The sequence below is a fragment of the Vibrio sp. Vb0667 genome (genome assembly GCF_033391095.1).
In genome coordinates, this window is sequence record NZ_JAWPOL010000002.1 from 428,378 (window position 1) to 451,371 (window position 22,994).

At 39.7% G+C, this 22,994-nt stretch carries 18 protein-coding genes, 1 tRNA gene and 2 pseudogenes; 15 read left to right on the forward strand and 6 right to left on the reverse strand.

Annotated elements, in window-relative coordinates; translation table 11 throughout:
* Positions 1-193 precede the first annotated feature (193 nt).
* Together R8269_RS26680 and R8269_RS26685 are read left to right on the forward strand one after the other, a co-directional pair.
* Positions 194-514: pseudogene (locus tag R8269_RS26680) on the forward strand (GGDEF domain-containing protein); the annotation flags it as partial.
* An 86-nt stretch (positions 515-600) separates the two neighbouring features.
* A pseudogene (locus R8269_RS26685) lies at positions 601-843 on the forward strand (EAL domain-containing protein); the annotation flags it as partial.
* Between the two features lie 72 nt (positions 844-915).
* On the opposite strand, the gene R8269_RS04615 reads toward R8269_RS26685, so the two are convergent.
* On the reverse strand, positions 916-2,847 hold the full coding sequence (locus tag R8269_RS04615) for a DEAD/DEAH box helicase (RefSeq protein ID WP_005375680.1): 1,932 nt from the start codon (positions 2,845-2,847) through the stop codon (positions 916-918).
* Positions 2,848-3,260: 413 nt separating this feature from the next.
* Here R8269_RS04615 and rnb point away from each other — a divergent pair, with 413 nt between their 5' ends.
* Both rnb and R8269_RS04625 read left to right on the forward strand, forming a co-directional pair.
* On the forward strand, positions 3,261-5,264 hold the full coding sequence (gene rnb, locus R8269_RS04620) for an exoribonuclease II (protein ID WP_215810431.1): 2,004 nt from the start codon (positions 3,261-3,263) through the stop codon (positions 5,262-5,264).
* Positions 5,265-5,335: 71 nt separating this feature from the next.
* Positions 5,336-6,145: a helix-turn-helix transcriptional regulator gene (locus R8269_RS04625; protein WP_017635750.1), complete on the forward strand. Its 810-nt coding sequence runs from the start codon at positions 5,336-5,338 to the stop codon at positions 6,143-6,145.
* 33 nt (positions 6,146-6,178) lie between these two features.
* Here R8269_RS04625 and R8269_RS04630 read toward each other — a convergent pair whose 3' ends face one another.
* A complete protein-coding gene (locus R8269_RS04630) occupies positions 6,179-6,532 on the reverse strand; it encodes a DUF3024 domain-containing protein (RefSeq protein WP_017821084.1) in 354 nt (117 codons plus the stop codon).
* A 266-nt stretch (positions 6,533-6,798) separates the two neighbouring features.
* Between R8269_RS04630 and R8269_RS04635 the strand changes: the two genes are divergently transcribed.
* Positions 6,799-7,623: a phosphate ABC transporter substrate-binding protein gene (locus R8269_RS04635; protein WP_017635752.1), complete on the forward strand. Its 825-nt coding sequence runs from the start codon at positions 6,799-6,801 to the stop codon at positions 7,621-7,623.
* 63 nt (positions 7,624-7,686) lie between these two features.
* On the opposite strand, the gene R8269_RS04640 is transcribed toward R8269_RS04635, so the two are convergent.
* Positions 7,687-8,367 carry a MaoC family dehydratase gene (locus tag R8269_RS04640; RefSeq protein ID WP_213968324.1) on the reverse strand — a complete coding sequence of 227 codons (681 nt, stop codon included), beginning with the start codon at positions 8,365-8,367 and terminating at the stop codon, positions 7,687-7,689.
* 329 nt (positions 8,368-8,696) lie between these two features.
* Here R8269_RS04640 and R8269_RS04645 point away from each other — a divergent pair.
* The 10 genes from R8269_RS04645 (at position 8,697) to abiEi (ending at position 19,555) form a co-directional block, all read left to right on the forward strand.
* A tRNA-Ser gene (locus tag R8269_RS04645) sits at positions 8,697-8,787 on the forward strand.
* Positions 8,788-8,866: 79 nt separating this feature from the next.
* A complete protein-coding gene (locus R8269_RS04650) occupies positions 8,867-10,210 on the forward strand; it encodes a tyrosine-type recombinase/integrase (RefSeq protein WP_269665035.1) in 1,344 nt (447 codons plus the stop codon).
* The gene (locus tag R8269_RS04655; protein ID WP_025500925.1) at positions 10,203-10,586 is read left to right on the forward strand and encodes a hypothetical protein; all 384 of its coding nucleotides are present in this window, start codon (positions 10,203-10,205) and stop codon (positions 10,584-10,586) included. Before R8269_RS04650 ends, R8269_RS04655 begins: the two co-directional genes overlap by 8 nt.
* A 14-nt stretch (positions 10,587-10,600) precedes the next feature.
* Entirely contained in the window at positions 10,601-10,798 is a 198-nt protein-coding gene (locus tag R8269_RS04660; RefSeq protein WP_269665036.1) for a hypothetical protein, read from the forward strand.
* Between the two features lie 318 nt (positions 10,799-11,116).
* Positions 11,117-12,337, forward strand: coding sequence for a hypothetical protein (locus R8269_RS04665; protein WP_069489847.1), 1,221 nt, complete (start codon positions 11,117-11,119; stop codon positions 12,335-12,337).
* Positions 12,334-14,499, forward strand: coding sequence for a hypothetical protein (locus R8269_RS04670; protein WP_285437710.1), 2,166 nt, complete (start codon positions 12,334-12,336; stop codon positions 14,497-14,499). Before R8269_RS04665 ends, R8269_RS04670 begins: the two co-directional genes overlap by 4 nt.
* 597 nt (positions 14,500-15,096) lie before the next feature.
* The gene (locus R8269_RS04675) at positions 15,097-16,209 is read left to right on the forward strand and encodes a tyrosine-type recombinase/integrase (protein ID WP_269665038.1); all 1,113 of its coding nucleotides are present in this window, start codon (positions 15,097-15,099) and stop codon (positions 16,207-16,209) included.
* A 166-nt stretch (positions 16,210-16,375) separates the two neighbouring features.
* Complete coding sequence (locus tag R8269_RS04680; RefSeq protein ID WP_024703263.1) at positions 16,376-17,890, forward strand: hypothetical protein; 1,515 nt, start codon at positions 16,376-16,378, stop codon at positions 17,888-17,890.
* Positions 17,891-17,979: 89 nt separating this feature from the next.
* Positions 17,980-18,987, forward strand: a complete 1,008-nt coding sequence (locus R8269_RS04685; RefSeq protein ID WP_269665039.1) for a DNA-binding protein — start codon at positions 17,980-17,982, stop codon at positions 18,985-18,987.
* 46 nt (positions 18,988-19,033) lie between these two features.
* Positions 19,034-19,555: a type IV toxin-antitoxin system AbiEi family antitoxin gene (abiEi, locus tag R8269_RS04690; protein ID WP_269665054.1), complete on the forward strand. Its 522-nt coding sequence runs from the start codon at positions 19,034-19,036 to the stop codon at positions 19,553-19,555.
* A gap of 16 nt (positions 19,556-19,571) precedes the next feature.
* Here abiEi and R8269_RS04695 read toward each other — a convergent pair whose 3' ends face one another.
* The 3 genes from R8269_RS04695 to R8269_RS04705 form a co-directional block, all read right to left on the reverse strand.
* Positions 19,572-21,182, reverse strand: coding sequence for a hypothetical protein (locus tag R8269_RS04695; RefSeq protein WP_269665040.1), 1,611 nt, complete (start codon positions 21,180-21,182; stop codon positions 19,572-19,574).
* Positions 21,172-22,209: a hypothetical protein gene (locus R8269_RS04700; protein ID WP_269665041.1), complete on the reverse strand. Its 1,038-nt coding sequence runs from the start codon at positions 22,207-22,209 to the stop codon at positions 21,172-21,174. The genes R8269_RS04695 and R8269_RS04700 overlap by 11 nt, the downstream gene beginning before the upstream one ends.
* Before the next feature lie 226 nt (positions 22,210-22,435).
* Entirely contained in the window at positions 22,436-22,690 is a 255-nt protein-coding gene (locus R8269_RS04705) for a helix-turn-helix domain-containing protein (protein ID WP_011106029.1), read from the reverse strand.
* Positions 22,691-22,994: the final 304 nt, after the last annotated feature.

Genomic DNA, 22,994 nt, shown 5'->3' on the forward strand with positions numbered 1-22,994 from the left:
AAGACTAAAAAATATCACTTGTTAAACATAATTTATGAATAGGTCAATTTGTACAAAGTCAGATTTATAAGCTACGTTGTTTATTGGGTGAACAAAAATAACAAACCAATCAATAAATCGGGGTAATAATGTGCCCACTATTGCATTTCTATTAGTGATCTTAGGTTTGATTTTGCTCTGCTGGGGATGGCAGATGACAAAAAACATCTGCTCGAAAACTGACGTAACCGGGTGGACTTTCCTATTATTGTTAATCAGCTGTTTCATTTTTGCTTATGCCGTTTTTTTGCACGCTATCATGCAAAAACCTATTACTTCTCTCTTAGAAACGGGGGTTTCTCTTATACTTTTTGGCGGCAGTATCTTTGTCGTGCTGGTGATTAAGTGGAGCAACGATTCGATATTAAAGCTTCATACTGTTGCTGAAAGAGAGAAGCGCAATGCCGTCCATGACGCTCTTACTGGGCTCCCTTATCGTAAATACTACTTTGAGTCTATCGAAGACATGACACAACCTGAAGGCCAATGACTGATTCAAATTATGAGATAACCTCAAAAACGTCGAAAGATTGATAATACGTTTCAAGGTAAGCTGGTTAATTTCTTTTCACAGCAAGCCGCACTGAAGGCTCCCGCTCTATCGTTGAGAACACGATTGCGCTAGCACATGGATTAGGGTATTCGGTCGTAGCAGAAGGCGTTCAAGACATGGACACACTGCATTTTTGAGAAGTCGAGGCTGTGACATCATTCAGGGTTACTTGTTCTGCCCTGCCCTTAGACGAAGTAATAAGTTGGGTAAACAAACACGATGAAAAGCAAAACCGTATTAGACGCGCATAAAAAAGCCGAGCGCTTTGCTCGGCTTTCAATTCTTTTTGTAGCAACTTAAACCGTCGCTTTAATCACTCGTGATTATGCGTCTGTACGACGGCCACGACCGTGACCACGTTCACCACGATGTGCACCACGGTGATCACCACCACGGTTGCGATCGAAACGACGTTCGCCACCTTCACGATTACCATCGCGGTTGCCGTCACGGTTACCACGGAAACCACCTTCGCGACGACCGCCTTCACGACGATCACCACCACGATTGCCGCCTTCGCGGTTGCCACGGTAACCACCGCCATCACGACGACCACCATCGCGACGACCACCGTCACGGCGACCACCACGAGACTCGCGGAAATCATCGAAGTCACATACTACAGCACCAACATCTTGTTGACGGATACGTAGTTTGCTTAGCTTGTTCGCCGCGTCTGAAGTCATTGCTTTAGGTAGCTGTACGAATGTGTGACCTTGAGCTAGTTTGATCGCACCGATAGAACCTTTACCTAGACCTAGTTCGTTTGCTAGAGCGCCAACGATGTCTTTAACTTGAACGCCTTGCTCACGACCAACTTGAAGCTGGTAAGTATCCCAGTCTTGGTTGTTGAAGTTACGACCGCCGTCGCGACCACCTTCACGGCGCTCTTTACGACGTTGCTTGTCACGCTCAATTGCTTCAACCATTGGGTCTTCGCCAATATAGAACAGAGGACGTTTGCCTTGCTGACGCTTAAGAAGCATAGCAGCAAGTGTTGCAGGGTCGATGTCTAGAGAAGTTTGTAGTTTCTCTACCAACTCAGCAAATTTGTCTAGTGCTTTGTGCTCTTTCTCTGCTTCAAGCTCAGCGCCTAGCTTAGCTAGACGAGCTTCAGCAACTTGGTCACGTAGAGGAAGTTGGATTTCTTCCATAGATGACTTAGTTACACGCTCGATAGTGCGAAGCATACGAATTTGGTTAGTGCGAACTAGAAGGATCGCTTTACCTTTACGTCCAGCACGGCCAGTACGACCGATACGGTGGATGTATGACTCAACATCAAATGGGATGTCGTAGTTAAATACGTGCGTAATACGTGGAACGTCAAGACCACGAGCTACAACATCAGTTGCAACTAGGATGTCAATAACACCTTGTTTGATGTGATCAACAGTACGTTCACGTAGAGACTGAGGAATGTCACCGTGCAGTGCAGCTGCTTTGAAGCCACGTGCAGATAGCCAGTCAGCCAGACGCTCAGTATCTTGACGAGTACGTACGAATACGATTGACGCGTCAGTTTCTTCAGTTTCAAGAAGACGAGACATCGCTTCATCTTTCTCTACACCTTTCACTACCCAGAACTGTTGTTGAACTTTGTCTACAGTGTGGTTTTTACCAGCAACGTCAACCGTTACAGGGTCACGAAGGAAACGTTCAACGATCTTCTTCAGCATTGGAGGCATAGTTGCAGAAAACAGAACGCGTTGTGCTGACTCTGGAGCGTGCTCCATGATCGCAGTTACATCATCTACGAAACCCATGTTTAGCATTTCGTCTGCTTCATCAAGAACGAAAGTACTAACTTCGTCTAGGTGTAGACGTTCGCGATTGATAAGATCTTGAACACGGCCTGGAGTACCAACAACTACATGAGCGCCACTTTTAAGAGCACGCATTTGGTCGACAATAGATGCGCCACCGTAAATCTCTAGAACTTTCAAACCTTTGATGTTTTTACCAAGGTTTTTCATTTCCGCTGCAACCTGAATTGCCAGCTCACGAGTCGGAGCAAGTACAATCGCTTGCGGTTTGCGTTGGTTTAGATCGAGTTTGTTGAGAAGAGGCAGAGAGAACGCTGCTGTTTTACCTGTACCTGTTTGAGCTTTACCCAGCGCGTCAGCACCTTCCAATAGGTGTGGGATTGCCGCAGCCTGAATTGGAGTTGGTGACACGAAACCCATTCCGTCTAGAGCAGAAAGGATAGAATCATTCAGAGATAAATCACTGAATTGAATAACAGAATCTTGCATTGGGATCCTACTTAATTAAACAAAAAAACAGTCCCATATGCTCTTCCAATTCGATACTGATCCATCCAGATACTGATTCCATTCAGACGGGAACACAGCACAGTACACAACCGCGATAAGCCATTAGGGACGACTAAGGGAGGCGGATTATTCCTTAAAAGCATAAAAAAATCCAGAAAAAATTGAATTACATCACAATTTATTCTCAACAATGGTATTTTTAGCATATTTTTCCACCAACCCTACCATTCCCCGTAGATTCGCGTAACTCACAGATGAGAATTTCATCAATATTTAAGCCAATTTCTCGTGGTTAAATTGGCAAAATTCACGGCGAAATTACGCTCCACAGGTAGTAATAATAGCTCGCAATGATTATAGTGTGCCCAACTCCATAGGTAATTTAAGAAAAGATGTTTCAAGATAACCCACTACTCGCTCAGCTTAAGCAGCAAATCCAAGAAAACCTGCCTAAAAAAGAAGGCTCAATAAAAGCCACAGATAAAGGCTTTGGCTTTTTGGAAGTGGACAGTAAGACGAGCTTCTTCATCCCGCCTGCGTACATGAAAAAGTGCATGCACGGTGACAAAGTCATCGCCATTATCCGCACCGAAAATGAACGCGAAGTTGCAGAGCCACAAGAGCTGCTGGAACAAGCCGTGACTCGCTTTATTGGTCGAGTAAAAATGTTCAAAGGCAAGCTCAACGTAGCACCTGATCACCCACAGCTTAAAAAGCTATCTCTTAAAGCGAAACTAAAGAAAGGTCTAAAACCTGACGAGTTCGCCGAAGGTGATTGGGTTGTCGCACATCTTATTCGCCACCCTCTAAAAGGCGATAATTCTTTCTTCGTAGAAATTTCTGAAAAAATCACTGACGCGAATGATAAAATTGCGCCTTGGTGGGTAACGCTTGCTCAAAACGATCTACCAAACTCTGAGCCAGCAGGCATCGATAACTGGGAACTGAAAGACGACGCGGAGCTAGAACGCGTAGACATGACTCATGTTCCATTCGTCACTATCGACGGTGAATCGACTAAAGATATGGACGATGCGCTGTACGCGAAGAAAACCGTATCTGGCGATTTCGAACTCACCATCGCTATTGCGGACCCAACCGCCTACATCACACCTGAAGATGAAATGGATAAAGTAGCACGTGAGCGTGGCTATACTATTTATCTTCCAGGCCGCAACATCCCGATGTTACCTCGTGATTTAGCGGACAACCTATGCTCTCTGATTGAAGGTGAAACCCGCCCTGCTATTTGCTGTACCGTAACGGTAAGTAAAGATGGTGTGATTGGCGACGATATTAAATTCTTCGCAGCAAACATCAAATCACATGCACGCCTAGCATACGATCACGTGTCTGATTGGTTAGAAAACGGCAGCTCTGAAGCATGGACGCCATCTGAAGAGATCGCGACCATCGTTCGTGATCTTTATGAGTTCTCTCTTGCTCGCGCTGAATGGCGTGAGAAAAACGCAGTGGTCTTCCCTGATCGTCCTGACTACCGTTTTGAGCTCAGTGAAGATAACGATGTAATCGCTATCCACGCAGACATGCGCCGCAGTGCAAACCGTCTTGTTGAAGAATCCATGATTACCGCAAACATCTGTGCAGGTCGTACATTACGCGATAAATTTGAAACAGGTGTCTTCAATACGCATGCAGGTATCAAGAACGAGAAGATTGAAGAAGTGGTTCAACTTGTCAATCCAGAAGGCCAGTTGGAGTTCACAGCGGAGTCTATTGCTACGCTAGAAGGCTTTGCTGCGTTGCGCCGCTGGTTGGCAGCTCAAGAAACGTCTTATCTAGATAACCGCATTCGTAAGTTCCAAGCATACAGTGAGGTGGGTAATCAGCCTCTGCCTCATTACGCAATGGGTTTAGACATCTATGCAACTTGGACATCACCAATTCGTAAATACGGTGATATGATCAACCACCGTATGTTGAAGGCCGTCATCCTTGGTAAAGAACCCGTACAAAAACCAGATGACCAAGTAGGCGAAGAGCTAGCTCTACATCGTAAACATCATAAAATCGCTGAGCGAAATGTCTCAGATTGGCTATATGCACGCACGCTTGCTGATGAGCCGAGTAAGAAAACTTGTTTCACAGGTGAGATTTTCGATATTAATCGTGCAGGCGCACGTGTCCGACTTCTCGAAAATGGCGCAGCAGCCTTTATTCCTGGTGCACTAATTATTGATAATAAAGAAAGAATTGAGTGCAATGGCGACAACGGTACCATCTCTATCGATAAAGAGGTCGTATACAAACTTGGGGATACATTGGAAATTGTCCTTACGGACGTAAACCAAGAAAACCGCAGTTTAGTTGCAAAGCCAACCCAGGTATTCGCTGAACAACCAGCAGCACAAACAGAACAGACTGTAAGTGAGTAATACCGAATGAAGTTAAAAGGCGCTCTATTGAGCGCCTTTTTTATTTGTTATGTAAAACGATAAGAAAGAGTATGCCGAACATTGAGATCATTCGCTTTAATCACTTCACTGCGCGCAAAAGTGAGCGTTACACTGCAACACATAATGGGTTATATATTGTTGAAGAAGGTGCCCTATTAGTTCATCAACCTAATGGCGAGCAATTTGAACTTAAAGCCGGAGATTTCACACTCTATAACTCCGCAGATCTGAGCAGTGCAGAAGCCGTCTCTAGTGACGGAGGCTTTAAAGCACTGGCTTTAGTCTTCAATCCAAATATATTCTGTGACTTTAAGAAAGCGCACCCGATGCTACGTTCCAAAACGGAAGAAAGGCGCTTCTATCCTTTTTCAACGCAATCCAGTAGCGAAGTAGCACAATTGAAGGACATGTTGGTTAAGTTAGCGAGTCGCAATGCTCCAGACTACACACAAAGCCATATCGCAATGGCATTGCTGTCGTTGATGGTTGAGGTAGAGCCAAACATCCTATCTATCATAGATGATGCAAGTAGCCTGAGCGACTCTCAAAAAGCCATTAAGTACATTGAGGGTAATATTGAAAAAGACATCACGCTAGAAGGCTTAGCGGCTCATATGAGCATGTCCATCGCAACCTTAAAACGTCGCCTCGCCGCAGATGATCTTTCGTTTTCTCAGATATTAAAGGTGAAACGGATAAACTTCGCAGCAACCCAACTGCGCAAGTCAGAAAAATCAATAACAGAAATAGCGTTTGAGTCTGGTTTTAAAAGTGCAGCGCATTTCAGTACAGCATTTAAATCCGTTTACAACATGACCCCCAAAGACTTTAGAAACCAAGTTGTTAGGCCTAAAGTATAAATCATGTCGGCATTCGCATCCGTTGGGCTCGCCCTATTCCCAAAAACACGCTTGAGGATCGCGCTCCAACTCGTTGAGTAAGTCCTCAAGCATTCGGCTAAATGGAAGTGGCTTATAAGGCACCCACCTTAACAGCTCGTTGTGATATGTGGGAACATAGAAATACCAAAGTTGGTTTTCCTCATCAAACATGATCTTCGCGACGGGAGAAGTATACTCGCTATGCTGGGAGTCGAGGAGAAAATGCGCCCGATGAAGCTCAACGCCATTTTCTACTAGCTCATAGAGGCACTTGCCCTGTTCGACAGGCAAGTTAGCATTACGCGCAGAGCAGAGCGATTGAACTGATTTGTATAAACGACTTGTCGCCATTTGGGACACTGACATCAACGTTCTCCCGATGGATGATAGTTAGAGCTGTCGATCCTAGTATATAACCTTTACATCATCACCGATGGTAGTTATCTACCTAACTCAAGTATAAGATAGCTATATTATCATTTGCCCAGATTATCATCTCAGTCCACTTGGAAACGCTAGCTCCATCACCTCTTGACTAGAAACAAATCCCCTGTTTAGCGCTAACAGTTCACAAAAGTGTAACCTGAACGCAATATCATAAACTCTGCTTTATCCCGTATATGGAGTTTAATATGTTACGTTTTACTGTGGCGACGTTATTGGCCATAGCAGTCTCCCTCCCTACCATTGCAAAAGAAATCAACATCTCGGGTTCAACGTCGGTTGCTCGTGTGATGGATGTACTTGCTGAGGAATACAACAAAACACACCCAGACGATTACGTTGCTGTTCAGGGCATTGGTTCGAGTGCTGGTATCACCATGGTCAATAAAGGAGTAGCCGAAATAGGCATGAGCTCTCGCTATCTGACTGAAAGCGAAAAAGGTGAAGATCTCAATGTATACCCTATCGCTTATGATGGCCTCGCTGTTGTTGTAAACCGTACCAACTCTGTAGAAAACCTTTCTCAGCAACAGCTGTTTGATATTTACAAAGGTAAGATTAAGAATTGGAAAGAGGTCGGGGGCGCAGATCAGCCTATCGCGGTGGTTACTAGAGAAGCGTCTTCAGGTTCACGTTACAGCTTCGAAAGCTTGCTGGGACTGACCAAAATCGTTAATGATCGCCTTGTCTCGGATATCAGCCCAAACAACTTGGTTGTAAACAGCAACAGCATGGTAAAAACCATTGTTAACCATAACACTCGCGCCATTGGTTTTATCTCTGTAGGGTCAGTAGATCGCTCGATCAAGGCGATTCAGTTAGATGGTATTGACCCAACCTCGACAAACATTAGCAATCATAAGTACAAGTTGGCGCGACCATTCCTAGTGCTATACAAAGTAGATAAGATTAGCGATGCAGGTAAAGGTTTTATCGCTTTCCTTCGTTCAGAGCAGGGACAAAAAGCGATTGCAGATTACGGTTATACGCCAGTAAAAAACTTTAATCAGTAAAAATGAAAAAGAGAGCACCCTGATGCTCTCTTTTACTATGTCGTGTTCTATCCGGTTTCGGAATTAGAAATGCAGTTGAATTACAGAGACCACAACCGCACCAGGTCGACGAATACCTTCAATTTCCACTTTAATTTCGCGCTCAATCTCCAAACCTTTTTTGATTGGCGTTACTTTTGTTAACATGCTGACTGCACGAACATTATTGCCTGCTTTGACAGGGTAAGGGAAACGGACTTGGTTTAAACCCAAGTTAACTACCATTTTAGCTGTTGGGAACATTGGCTTGTCTGGATCGACTGAATCCGTCAGTTTAGGCAGCAATGCTAATGTTAAAAAGCCATGAGCGATAGTTGTCTTAAATGGAGATTCAGTTGAAGCACGCTCTGGATCAGTATGAATCCATTGCATGTCTTCCGTTACCGCACCAAATTGGTTAATACGTTCTTGAGACACATGAACCCAATCACCAGTGTGAATAACTTCGCCAATTTTTTCACTTAACTCGTCATAAAGCTTTTGAGCCTCAGGTGCCATTACGATCGGTGCAGGTTGAGGTGCAACTTCTTCGTTGACGGCTGGCTGCTGGTGATCACGAACTTTTGAGAAAAGAAAGCTATTTTGAGCTTTCCCCAAAAAGTCACTCCAATAATCGCGTAACGTTGGAGACATCCAATTCATAAACTCGGATTGATGAGCAGAAATCGCATCAACTTTGTCTTTAAATAGATTTGTGACCTTCATAAACACCCTTAAGAATTCTAAGCACAACTGGCTATACCAGTTAATTTTGAATTAGTTCACAAAGTCTTGCAAATACTTTCGGGCGAACACATGTACCCTAAAAGCATGTTATGTCTTATATATCAGCAAGATAACAATAAAACACCATTTTATTGACGTGCGCCAATATAAAGTAAAAACTCTATAAATTGGTACTTTTTGTCCCTTTTTCACTCCGTTTTCAAACTGTCCAACATCACATCAGTGATCATAAAACAAGCAAACAGTACTTCTATTATAATTCAGCACTTTACAAGTCGGACTATGCTCCTTATTATACCGCCCACAACGGAGAGATGGCTGAGTGGTTGAAAGCACCGGTCTTGAAAACCGGCATACGTTAATAGCGTATCTAGGGTTCAAATCCCTATCTCTCCGCCACATTCAAGCCCTTGATTTATCAAGGGCTTTTCTCGTTTTAAGACGATCAAATGTCACCTAATACAAGTAGGTGATACATATGTATTTGATTAAATTGAGCAATAACGTGTTTTATACACGTATTTCCACTCCCGCTATTCTGCAAACTTCTCTGGGTTATCCGAGAGAGATTCGTCTCTCTCTGTTCACTAAATATCGTCGATTAGCTACCAAACGAAATGCTCAGCTTGCTAGCGCGATTCACACGCTACATGAACAAGCTTTAGCAGAAAACATCCCTTATACAGATTTTAAGATTAGCTTATCTACAAAGGTGGCGGAGATTCGCCAACAGTTCTGCTCTAATCTTCCGCATGTAGACAACCCACAGCCAAAATGTACGTCAATGAGTATAGAGACCCGAGCAATGCCTGCTCCTGCTCCTGCTCCTGCTCCTGCTCCTGCTCCTGCTCCTGAAGAAAGCGTAAACAGTCGTTTGATTGGAGCACAAGAACTTACCACAGAGTTAAATAACTTTATTCGTAGTAAACGTCTGGAACAAGTAACACCTTTGACTCTAACTCAATTAAATCAACGGTGTACTAACTTCTTGAACTATCTAGCCAAACAGGAGATCTGCTTATCTGCGAAAGCTGCCAACACTTACAGAGATCGCTTAATTGAAAAAGGATTAAGTGCAAAGACAGTAAAAGAATACATTGCAGCCAATAAGCAGTTCTTTGATTACTGTGAACGAATTGAACTCATTGAGAAAAATGTCTTCAAAGCGATAAAAGCACCAAAAAGCCGTGGAACAAAAGCATCCCAGCAACGCGATCGCTGGCAGTTGAAAGATCTTAAAAGGCTATTTTCTAGCTCCGAATTTCGTAAAAAAGATGTCCAGTTTCAGTGGACAACTAAAGTACAAGTCTATCAAGGATGTAGGCCTTCTGAAGTTTGCCAGTTAACGACTAATGACATTCAAGTAATTGACGGTGTCTCATGCATCACGATTTCCGATTCTGACACTGAACAGCGGCTAAAAACATCCAATGCTGTCCGCACTATCCCTTTGCATAATCAATTGATAAAAGAGGGTTTTCTTGATTATGTGCAAGAGCGCCGAGAACAAAAACAGAAACAGCTTTTTGATTATAAGCCGCACGGAGAAAACAAAGATTGGTCATTTAGATACCGTACCAACCTTGGGAAACTGCAAACCGCAATGGGGATGAAGCCCAATGCTCGACCAACGGCTTACTCATTCCGACACACTTTTATCGATGAGTTAAAGATTGCTAATACACCTGAGCACATAGTGGCTGAGATTGTAGGTCATGCTCATCCCAATATCACCTTCGGACGATACGGAAAACAAGCGAAAATTCAGCAATTGAATGAAGCAGTTAATAAATTTCCATCAGTAGAGGTGAAGTATGCGTAAACTAGCAAACTTTGAGCTTAAAGCGATTCTAGAATCCATTGAACATGCTGATTTTACAAATAACTATGACTTCTTCAATCTGTTAACTTGTGGGATATCAATTGAACAGATTAGAGCAGTATATAGACTCAGATCAGCTTTGCTGCGGGACTCTTCTAAAACGATCTTCGATTATCCGTTGTTTATTGATCAAATTTACTCAAGTGTTGAGTCCTTCTACTCAGTGAAGGAAGCTCTGGGATACGAGGTTGATACCCAAGAAATAGAGCGGGAAGATAAGCTTATATTTCTTATGCAGTTTCTAGCTGAAAACAAAATGCAACTCAGTATAGACCGCCGTAATACACCGTACTCCATTGCAATAAATCTAGGCTAGGAAGGAGCTTTAGTATGGAAGACATTCATGAACAATTAGGCGTCAGCAAAGCATATCTCAATGATACATTTGCCATGATACGTATTGCGAAAGACGGCGAGGTATGGATTCAGTATTCCGATAAACTCGATATACCTGCTGGCATAAAGGCTGTACGAATTGCAGCGGAAGTTCTAAAAATCATAGCTACTGAGTCAACTAACTATAACTAACAAAGTTTCTAAACCTAGATAAAAGCGGCTGTAACGAGCCGCTTTTAAAGAGATTTTGGGTAAAGGCAAAAGAGTCTAACGCCCGATACCGCAGCCCTCCAGCACTTTTCTTTGGAACTGTAAAGCTGAAACTAACTTCAATATGAATCTGATATGCAGAGGTAGTTTATGTTGTTCCAACATGTCTATTTTAAGAAATGCTATATCCAAAAAACAACTAAATACTATATAATATGCGTTTCAATGCATGGTTAGCATGATGAGTTGTTAATGCTGATTTTCAATTAGTCAGACTCATGAAGATAAAGGAAATTAAGTATGATCACACTGCCTGCTTCACTTAATATAGAAAAAATAGAGGATGTCATATCCAAAATATGTGAAGGACAAAGTAATCCCGAGTTAGAACTACCGATCTCTTCAAAGGGTTTCGCATTTGGAGGATACGCTGCGGCAATTCAGGCAGTAAATACGTGGGCTAGCAATAATGAGAAACGAGAACTGATTGTTAAACCTAGTTCTTTGGAAGTCGAAGAACAGCTGGAACATATAGTTAAATATCCACATAAGTTTACTGCTGCAATGATGGCAAAAAAAGTCTCTTTAAATTTCGATCAAAAAATGGACGTGAGGAAAAAAGTTAACAGTTTAGCTAAAGCAGCAATAGAACAACAATCAACTCACTCTTACGGTCAAAACCATGGACGACTTTGTTGGTATTCTTTTGTTGATCATAGTAGTAAAGGATTTGATAGAAATTTTTATCTATCTTCCACAACACAGCATGCTGCACCGCAAAGCCTAGAGCAGATTACAAATATAATTAGCTCTATGGTAAGGAAATCGTCCATTGTCGCGGGAGGTAGCGAACTACTTGGAAAAGAGGATGCTAACGAGCTAGGACGTTTATTTTATGAATTATTCGTCAATACGCATGAACATGGTAGCCGAGGTAAAAATAGAAATATATGGTTAAAACCCGCAACTAGAGTTATTTATACATATGGTATTAACTTATCTGACGATGCGGTAGCAAACTCAATTAGTAATAACGAAGTATTGCAAGATTACTTATCAGCGTTAGGAAAAACTTCTAGATCAACAAATCGATTTATTGAGATTAGCATCATAGATGCTGGTTTAGGATATAGCGGTCGTTGGCTTGCTGATAACCCTAAAGATGGTTCTTTTGAGCAACTTACTATTTCAAATGAGTACGAAATATTAAAAAAATGCTTCAAATTTAGAAGTACTTCTTCCAACAATCTAGTTAAAGGTAATGGATTACCAGCAGTAATGGCAAATCTTACCCTCTTAAATGGTTTTATGAGAGTGAGGAGTAATAGGTTATCCTTATATCGCGACTTTGTTAATCAACCATTTATTGAGCAAGAAAATGACAGTTACGAGTTTATGGATTGGGATTCAAGACAAAAATGCAATAACAATATAACTCAGAAAGCAAACGCTGCAGGCGTATCAATCACTATCTTAATACCACTTGTTGACAAAACGGAATTGGAAGGTAATTCACTATGAGTCGTTATTTTTCGTTTAGGTTCAATAAGAACGCTAATTCATCAAAGCAAACATTGGTATTATTTTGTCACTTTGATATTGATGCATCATCAATGATTAAAGAGATAAAAGAAGATGTAATGTTGAACTTAGTACCCAGTGATGTTGTAGTTCTTGGCTATGATTTGACAGAAGAGTTCAAAACTAAAATCATTGAAAACGCATTGTTTGTATCTGAATTTGAATCATTTATTGGTAATATAAGTGAAAAGTTAGATTTCCTATCAATTAGTGAAGATGGCCGTATTCATGAAATAGGTAAGAGTGAAGAGGTTCAGTTTAAAAAAGAGATGTTAACGACGGGTGCCAATCACATATTCAAGAGTAGAAAAGGTCTTATAACCTCTTCTCCTAGTTATCACTTTGAAAAGCCATCAGGAGATCATTGTGACAAGTTTATTCGTGCATCAAACTTATTTACATCTGGTGTGGAAGTCGCTTTTTTAGCAATTAGCTTACTTCCTTACTTATCCAAAAACATTTCAAGAATATATGTTGACACTTCATCAATTTCTTTCTTAGTTAGTATTGCTATACAGTTATCAAAGCAGTTTAAAAATAAACAACCAATAATAGAAAGCTTTGAATCATATTCGGTATTTGAGCAACCATACGGCTTTGTAACAAGTCCTGATAGTTTGGTTATTATATCTGCAACTACAAGTGGTGGTTTAACCAACACTTTGCTTAAAGATACAGCTTTTTCACAAGAAAATATCTTGACTTTATTTTATTCAAATATTCCTAGTGAACAAAAAGGGCTTTTTAATATCTCGAATGTTGTTGATCAAGGTATAATCTCGGTCCCACAAGAACATTGTAAGTTCTGTCAACAAGGGTCAAAAGTTATTAGGATTGAAGGCGAACAGTTCCTCCCAGAGACTCCTAAGCATGAACTGTTAGTTATAAAAAAAGTAGATTTTGATTTAAAGCGTCAAAATTTCTTTAGGGAATTTGCAGTTAAAGGTTTACTAAAATTTGACACTTCTCCTAATGAATATTGGGAAAAGGAACATTTTTATATTGATATAAATAAATTGCTTATTTCCAGTGCGGAAAGTTTCAAAAAATCAATAAAAAAGAAACTTAATAAACACTTTTCTAGAGATGTTAAAACGGTTATTTCATTAGATGATGATGGTTCTCTGGCATTGGCCAAAGAGATTGAAAATCAAATTAATGATAATAGTATTGACTGGGTTAAGTTTTCTGAAATAAATGAGGAGGAGCTAAAAGATCGTAGTTCAATATTTGTAGTTGCTGGTGCAATTACATCAGGAAGGAAATTATTAGCTACGGCAAGAAAGCTTCGTGGAATTTCAAATCTCGCTACAATCACTTACTTTGTAGGGTTCTCAAAATTGCCTAGCCAAGCGGCATTCGAGCAGCTTGAAAAAGATCTATGCTTGGGAGGATTTGAACTAGTCGTACTACGAAGTTGCAGCCTGCCTAGATTCAACGAAAGCCACAAATCCGTTTGGGACATAGAAAAAGAATACCTTTCCGCCTTTAGTGATACTGATGATCCGTTATCAGATGTAGACCATCATGATCCCTTACCTAACTTATTGGCAGAAAGAACGAACATATTAGACGCTGTTTCTCCAAATGATTTATTTTTAACATCAGCTAACGGTGAGTCATTAAAATTGAGGGAAACCTTTGCCTTTTGGGCTGGATTAGGACTTGATACACAAGAATCTAGCCAAGCTGATGTATATTGGACTATCCAAGCTATCTTACATGACCTGAGGAGTAAAAGTGACAATGGATTGGCTACGACATATCATTCAACATTGATTAGTCCAGTCTGTTTTGATCGCTTTAACGACGGTGTAATTCAAGCTTGTTTGCTGCGAGCAGCTAGACCTATTGAGCTTAACTATGGCGTCGATGAGATTTACAGTCGGCAAATGACAGATATAATAGTCTCTGTCCTACAAAATTGGGATAACCCACAAGGAGAAGCCTCTTTAGAGTTTCTATTTGCGCTATGGTGCGGTCAGCTAAAATTGCTCAATACCCATCTTAAGGAAATCGTAAATTTGGAACTTGAAGGGGTATCTAATGACATCAAGTTTCTTTTGAAGCGATTGGATGATCAAATAAACCTAATAGATTAAACGGCATAGATATCCTTTCCAAGTCTAGACAACTCATACAACAGTCTAGACTTGGACATCGTTACTTTAAGTATCATATGTCAAGTCGTTAACTATGGTTTCAACAATCCTTTCAGATATTCAGTTCGTGAAACACGAACCGTACTTTGTGAACCATATCTGAAACTCATTTGGGGCAATGGAAAGCTAGTCCATACGCCATGATATCTAAACTTTGGCTCCCTCTTCGGGAAGTGACGAAAGTTCACCAAGCATGTCTTTCAGTCCATTAAGCCAAACCCAATCGTCTTAGCATTTCAGAGATTGCTACTTTCCGCAATCTTCCCCAATCAACAAATCTACTGGTTGTTTTTTGACCGATCAGAACATTTTTTTCAAAAAATTTTCTAGGTCAAAAATCTCGATAAACTCAATGCGTATAGGTTTGATAAATAATCTCAAATTCGACATCGATTCTTTCTACTTATAGACAAATGATGTCAAAAGTAAATATTTTATTGTTAATTTTCAACGTCTTACATGATTGACGAATGTAATTTTTAGCCGTAACTTCCGTTTTGACGAATGACTTGCATTCGATAAAAAACGGAAAATATTATGAAAACTATTACAACTACAAAGTCACCAACTGTAAAAGACTACATCGACGCATATCTCATAGAGAGAAAATATTGTGCTGCTCCCTCGACATTAGCCTCCGACCTCAGCAGAGCAAAGAATATAAACGAGGCATTAGGAGAATTCCCCATCAATGCAGTTAGCCACACTCAGATTAATATGCTTCTGGTAAGTTGGCACGAGCGCTTTCGAAACAAAACCATCAACGAACATCTGACAATCTTACGTCGCATTTCTTTGAAAGCGGTACGTGATGGCGTAATTGCACGAAATCCGATGACAGGCGTACAGAACTTTAAAACAGTGGATCCTGAGCCAAACCCTTTCACAAAAAAGGAATTAGCACGGATGCATGAGTGCAAGAATGTCTGCACCCAGGGACAGAATGCCGTAATGCTGAATCTGTTGACAGGTCTTCGTATCAGTGAACTGATAGCGTTGTCTTGGCAAGATATAAACTGGGAACGCGAAGTGCTCTATGTACGTAGAGCTTGCGTATTGAACATTTATAAATGTCCAAAAACTAAAGGTTCTGTACGTGAAGTTGATTTAAATCCACTTGCTTTAAAACTATTGAAAGAGCAGCTGAAACTGACAGGAAAGCGCCGCCCACAAACAATCAACATTCTAGAATGCGACAATAAAACATTCACAAAAGACTCTGTCAGTTTCATTTTCTTAAATACGAAAACGAATCAACCTTTTACTGATGCTAAAGAATTCACTGAGCGATTCTTCATCAAATTTCTAGAACAAGCGGGTGTGGCTCACAGAGGTGTTGGTCAGCTACGTCACACATTTGCTTCCCAGTGCTTAACCGCGGGGATCAGCAAAGACTGGCTCGCGGTTCAAATGGGACATAAAAGCACAACAATGATCGACAAACACTATGGTCGATGGATTCGTGAAGACTCACCCAACTACGCAAGAGAGGCTGCGCAACACCTTCAGGATATATTCGGCCTATCGCAAATAAAGCCAACAGTGACTTTACCTGCTGTTCCTCACTCTTCGTTAGTGTTGTTGAAAAAACTTCAGTCCAAACCACAGCTCATTCAACTTCTTGAAGGCATGCTGGAGAGCGACAAATGAGCACGGTGACCATTGAGACCAAACATAAAGTCGTACATTTTGAAAATGTGACGACATGGCAACCCGCTACGCTTCCGTCACACTTTTGCTCCGCAAAAGATGCACGGAAGCTGCGGGCAAGAGAAGGCTCTCTTGACTCTCTAACTCGACCTCAGGGAAGTCGAGAATGAGAACAATCAGACTGTTCCACCGACGAATGAATTACTCTTCAACTACAGAAAGTCGTGTGAAATGCGAACACTCTCTTGCGCATTCACTGCGGATTGCTCCTCCAACTAATGCCAAAATATCCAAGAAACTTGAGTGGAACGAGGAGCTAAGTCAACACAATTTCATGTGGATAAACAACCATATTTCTCCAATAGAATCTTGGACTGAAGCTGAGCGGCTTGAACTCTTGTATAAGATTGTTCCACAGCCACGTATTCACAACCAATCAAAGCTTCAAACACAGCAGCGCCAGTATCGCCGAAAAATGAAAAACGCAATAGATAGTGAAATCAAAAGTGGTAACACGGATGCTGCTAAGTTTTTGCAGAGTATTTTAGAAACTGATGGTCATGTTTCGTACTCCTCTATTCAGAAGTTTTCTCTTTTGACAATGCAGCGCAAGAAACAGCGTCTCAAGATGCTAGAGACTTATCTGAACGCTCACAATCAACTACAACACAGAGCGCCGACCAATAACATATTCATCCAAGAAGGGATTTTTAAGATCCCTCACCGATGGGAGGTTGGTAGTGATCTGGTGAATGCTTCGGATTATATCGAGTTCACTCGACTATTCCTTGTTCATTATTTCCCAGACTATGAAATTAAAACAATTATTTGCCATGACGATGAAAGGGATAAAAACCAAAACACAGGGTGCCACACGCATTATTTTTTATCTGCGTTGAATCAGAAAACCAACAAATTTGATCTTCACAAACGTCAAATACAAGTTGTGAGCGAATACATAGAAAAAGTTACAGGGGTAAAGGATTTCTTTCCGAATGATTCAAAGTTGACACGTGAGGAGACACAAGACTTTGGGCATTACTTTCAACGAATGGTTCAGGATTTTGCGAATAAGCATTTGTGTCGTTCAAAGGGGTTGTTAGTTGAGTTTTCTACTGAAACAGAAAGGAGAACAAAGCAGCGTAAAGAAATGGATCAGCAAGCAAAACTTCCGAAAAGCCAGAGGAAAAACAACTTAAATAACTACTTGCTCAAAAGACAAGCAATACAACGCAAGGAACTCGCGAGTGATATTGAAGCTGGAAGAAGTGAACTAGACGATATTAAAACGCAAGTTGCTATTTCTACAGGCGAAAACGAAATGATCAATGAACTAAAAAGGCAAAATAGCCGAGATATTTCTGCTGAGAAAAAAGAAATCGTTCAATTGCGTGCTGAAAAGCACGCTTTAGAAAAGTTAGTTCAAAGCTTAAAAGATGACATCATCCGTCCTTTAAGCAAGTTCTGTCAGTCAGTTTTCTTGGGTTTGAAAGCTAAAGAATCAGGTCAAGCACGGATGGTTGAATCATTCTTAGATAACGCAATGAGAGATATGTTGAACCTGCCACCAAGCATGCAGGTTAAAGCAAAGGTACTGTTGGAATCAGTAGAGCTGCGCAAAAGTACTTTTGAGCGCAATAAGACCGACGAAAAGTCAGAAAACGATACGTTTGAAAGGTAAGTTAGTTAAGTTCTTAACTTACTAACTTACTAACTTACTAACTTACTAACTTACTAACTTTCATAAAAACAATAATAATGGTGAACAGCATGGCAAGACCGAAAACTTACACTGATGAAGACCTCATCCAAACCGCTAATGAGCTGATTAGCCTAGGCAAGAAGCCCAGCGGGTGGCGAATTAGAGAGTATTTAAAACGAGGAAAAACCTCCTCAATTCAGGCTGATTTGGAAAAGCTCATTGCTGACGGTAGGATTCCAGAAGCACAAAATGATACCCCATCAGCGACAACTCAAGTAAGAACCTCATATGAGCTACCAGCGGAAATTCAGGAGCTTCTCGAAAGAAAGGAATACGATATCTCTACATCACTTCGAGATATTGTTATCGCTATGAATGACAGTATTCATACCCATTTTGAGTCAATTACTTACACACGTATTAGAGAAGCAGAGGCAATCAGCCAACACGCGATCAAACAAAAAGAGCAGTCTGAAGGTGAAGCTTCGGATATGGAACAGACTCTTCAACGGGCTACAGATGCAAATGATCAACTAGAGGAGAAAATTGAAGCTCTGCAATCTGAGCTAGTCGAATTACAAAACGAGAAATCTGAGTTATTAAAAAATATCAGTCAACTTACGAGTTCACTCAATCAAGCAAATGACAGGTTAGAAAACCAGCAAGATACCATTTGGGGACTCCAAGCCAGTCTATCAAAAGTCGAGAAAGCGCATTCAGCACTAACAGTACAACGAGAATACGCACTTAACGATGTGGAAAGGCTTGAGTCTCAGCTGACTGAACTCTCAGAACGCTATGAGAGCACTTGTATCAAACTAACTGAAAGTTCGTCTAAACTACAGTCAATGACAGGGGCACTGGACAATTCTGAACATAAGTTAAGCACTGTCCAGGATGAATATACCGATCTTTCAGTAAATTATCGAATCTTAGAGAGTAAGTTACATGAGTCTCAATCTAATATCTCAGAACTTAAGCATGTAAATCATGAACTTGAAAAGCAGCTTACGTACTTTTTAGAAGAAACTGACTCCATTTGTGATGCTGTCAATGACTCATCAAGTGGACACTAAAGTATGCTATGGTTACTACTATCGTCTACTTATCAAACTAAACAATATGGATATTCAAACGGCGTTAGAACGTCTGCATAAATTTGATAGGCAACGCATTTACGTATATACCAAGCGCAACTTGCGAAGACTATTTTTTGATGACAGTGAAGAAGCTTTTAAGCAAAGTTTACCGCGTTTAATCAAGTTCGGGGTACTAGAACGAGCTTGTCGAGGCGTTTACGTGTTTGCTTTTAGTCGCCACAAAGGTGGCTATACCATTGAATATGTGGCTAAAAGTCTACGTCGTGGTGAATACAATTACATCTCGCTTGAATCCGCTCTTTCAGAATATGGTGTAATTTCTCAAATTCCTATTGATCGTCTGACAGTAATGACGACAGGTCGAAAAGGTGTATTCAAGACTCCATACGGGGTGATCGAATTTACACACACTGATCGCTGCGATATCGATATTCTGAACAATACAATTCTGTATGACAGACCACTAAGAATCGCCACGGAGTCTGCGGCGATTCGAGATTTGAAACGGGTTGGTAGGAATACTCATATGATAGAAACGTACTAATTTCTTCCTATAGAACTCAGTTAATCTGTATCAAACCGCCAAACTGATTAATAATTTTTGAAAAACTATCATTATGTAATGAAGAAAGTAGCTTTCCATCCTCATGATTACTGTAATCAATAGAAGTAATACCGTGATAATTATATTTATCTTGCTGATACTCTTGCTTTTTTAGAGTAGATGTTAAAATAACTTGTTTACCTAATGAAGTATATATATCAAGCATTTTCTCTTCTTTGTATGTAGAAAGCTCACCATCTCGAAACGAATCAACAACTATTGGGAAACGGTGGCCTAGCTCTTCGTTAATCGCCAAGGTTCTACAGAAATAATATTCTTGATTATCACTTCCAGAATAGACAGTATTTCTCTTTGAAAATAAATCTTCGAAATTTAACCTTCCACTTGGGTCCACTTTTTTACAATACTTATTCATTAATAAAACCAAGTGATTAATAAAATCCTTACACTCAGTTTGAGTATCTTTAAATCCCTTTTTGATAGCATTAGCTGAGCTTTCTAATTCTTTTATTTCTTTAAGTAGATCACTTGCTTGCTTGTCATATTCTTCTTCAGAACGTATGTCATCGGAAAATAATGCAATTTGAAATAAATCAACAGGAGTTTCTTTCTGGATAGTTTTCAATTTATCTTGAAGAACATTTATTTCGTGAGTTAAAGATGCACTACTCTCAATTCGAACTTCAATACTTTCGTCAATAGATTTTAGTATCTCATTTCTAACCTCAATATTGCTTACATCAAACTCTATTTCTTTGTTTTTAAAAACAATTCGATTCGACTTACAATCAGAACAAATAACCTCACCAAGTTCTAAACTTCTATTGAGTGAGTTTAACTCATTCTTTAACAACTGTAGCTTTTCAATTCTAATAGTTTCTCGGTTCCTTTTTTTCTGTCGTTCATTTATGTCTTTGGTTATTTCTTTAACTCGATTCCTTATTCTTTCTGCTCTCTCTGCATCTTGTGTTTTAGATGTTATTACAGATAGTGCTGGGTTTTTAGATACCAACATCATTTTTTTCAATATGGATTGCCGAGAAGCTTTTAAATTCTTTATCTTTTCTCTTCTTTCTACTTCATCGCCACTATCAAATATCGGTCTATCAATACCTTTCAACTGACAGAGCATAGATTTGAAGTCATCTTTTTTAAAGTAATTACTTGAAATTAAACTAGAAGGGTTTCTTTTATCCTGACCTATAAAAAACATCTCGTAAAAGGTAGACAAATCAACGGTAACATCAATACCATTTTTGTGAACTTTAGGAAACGATCCAATTATCTTTGATAAAAATGTCCTTAAATCACTTTCCGAGTCAAATATTTTAATATTACTATTGAATTTCACTATAAAAGAGGAACCTTTTCTAATGAAATGATAATCAACAAAATCAATTTCTAGCTTAGTATAAAAGTAATATGACTTATAATCAAAACCTTCTGGCCAAATAGGGCTATTCCCAATAGCGTAGAACATTCCTTGTAATACCAGAGTTTTCCCTCGATTATTGTCATCACTAAATATTACATTTACATTATTATTGAATCTTTTCTCGCAATATGATTCGTTGCCATTTCCAATCGCAAACTCTTTAAATATCATTTTTTATACCCTGAACGATCAATGAAATTAGAAACAAGATTGATAATTTATCTAAGTGTGGGGGAATTTTCTTTACTTCTTCTTCAATATAATAATATAAATGATAAACATCTAATGTTTCAAATTTCTTTATGCCCTTTATTATTTTTTCCACTAGATTCCAAAAAGATTTTGACGTGCCTTTATCAAAAAAAGTTCGGCTTAATCTAGAGTTGCAATCAATAATTACGTCATTCATATCATCAAAGCTGGTGCTTAACCCTTCTTTATGTATCACTTCAAAAAATCTTGTTGGTAAGCTATCTTCTTTAAAAATATTTGAAACCCCAATCAACCTGCTTATTATCAATGAGTGAAGTTTATCTTTTGTTAAATATCGATTCAGATTAAGAACTTCACTTGGAGATGATATCGATATATTTTCAATTTCACTATTTTTAAGCGATGATTGAACATCTCTTATTTCGTTAAAAATATTCTCATATGTTGTATCACTGATAATTTTTTTAGCTCTAAACTTCGTTACTTTTTTTATATAGTCTGAGCAGCTTTTTTTGTCACCAAAAAAGGTGATAGATCTTAAAAAAGAATCAAGCATGCTTTCATCAATGCAGCCATGGTTTTTTACAATAACTTCCCGTAGCTTCTTTTCTATTCTAGTTTTTGTTTTAGGAACTATATTGTCATACCCAAAGCAATCAGCTTTGCTATCTATAAGGTACGAAGCATCTAGTGGTTTACTGAACAATACATAGTCATTAAATGTAAAATCTGAAATATGGTTGTCGTAGAGCGTATATAGGCTTGAACCGATAAGTGATGGGGTAAATTTAGTATAGTTTTTACTTTGAACATCGAGCATTAAATCAAATGACTCATTCACTCCCGTTACATCATTGAAGCAATCAATAACAACTATATCAACTTTTTCACTATCTTTTCTCATACCAAATAGATAAAGCAAAGACTTAGTTTCATAGTCTGCTGATTTTTTGTTGTTTAGTTCAGTATTTTTGAATATGTACACGATCTTGGTGCCTTCCAATACAGACAACTATTCTGTCACTTTCTTATGCAACCAAATGTATCATTCATCTCATAAGGAGGGGAAGTATTGAAAGCTCTAAACGTGACGTAATTTAATAATATCAACTAAATACAACGACATTAGGTTCGCATAGAAGCAAAACTAGTTTTCCTCATACCTTTTGGGCCTTCTTGGATGAGGCAGTGTGACTAATACATAATAAGTTCTACCAATCATCAGGATCACGAAGCTTTGCTTGTTCACGGCTTACAGCTTTGTCTTGAATATGTAGCTCAAGATCTAGTGATGACAGCAGGCGCATCAGACTTTCGATACTGGACGAGGCAGGATCACGTTCAAGTTTCGATACCGTGGTCTGTTTTAGACCCACAATATCGCCGACTTTGGTTTGGTTGCGCCTTTGATTCCTGCGTACATCACGCAAGTATATCCCCAGTTGCTTAGGACTTGTTATGAGCATATCTGCCTCCAATCTAAATTAACCCCTGTAGGGGATATTAGCACTTTAACCCCTGTGAGGGTTAAAGTTAATTTTACCCCCGCACAGGGGTAATCAGTAATAGCTAGATTAAGAGGTTTAGTTGACAGGGTAAGGATGTTAGAAAATATTTTGGCTTATATGCTTGATGCTCTTGCTAAGTTCGATTGTTTTCGTATACTGGTTGTGATTAACATTCGTCAACGTGACATTTGATTGATGAACGTAGAAAGCTAGAAAATTCAAGAGCTTGATATATATAGGTTTTCAAAGAGATGGGGTTCAA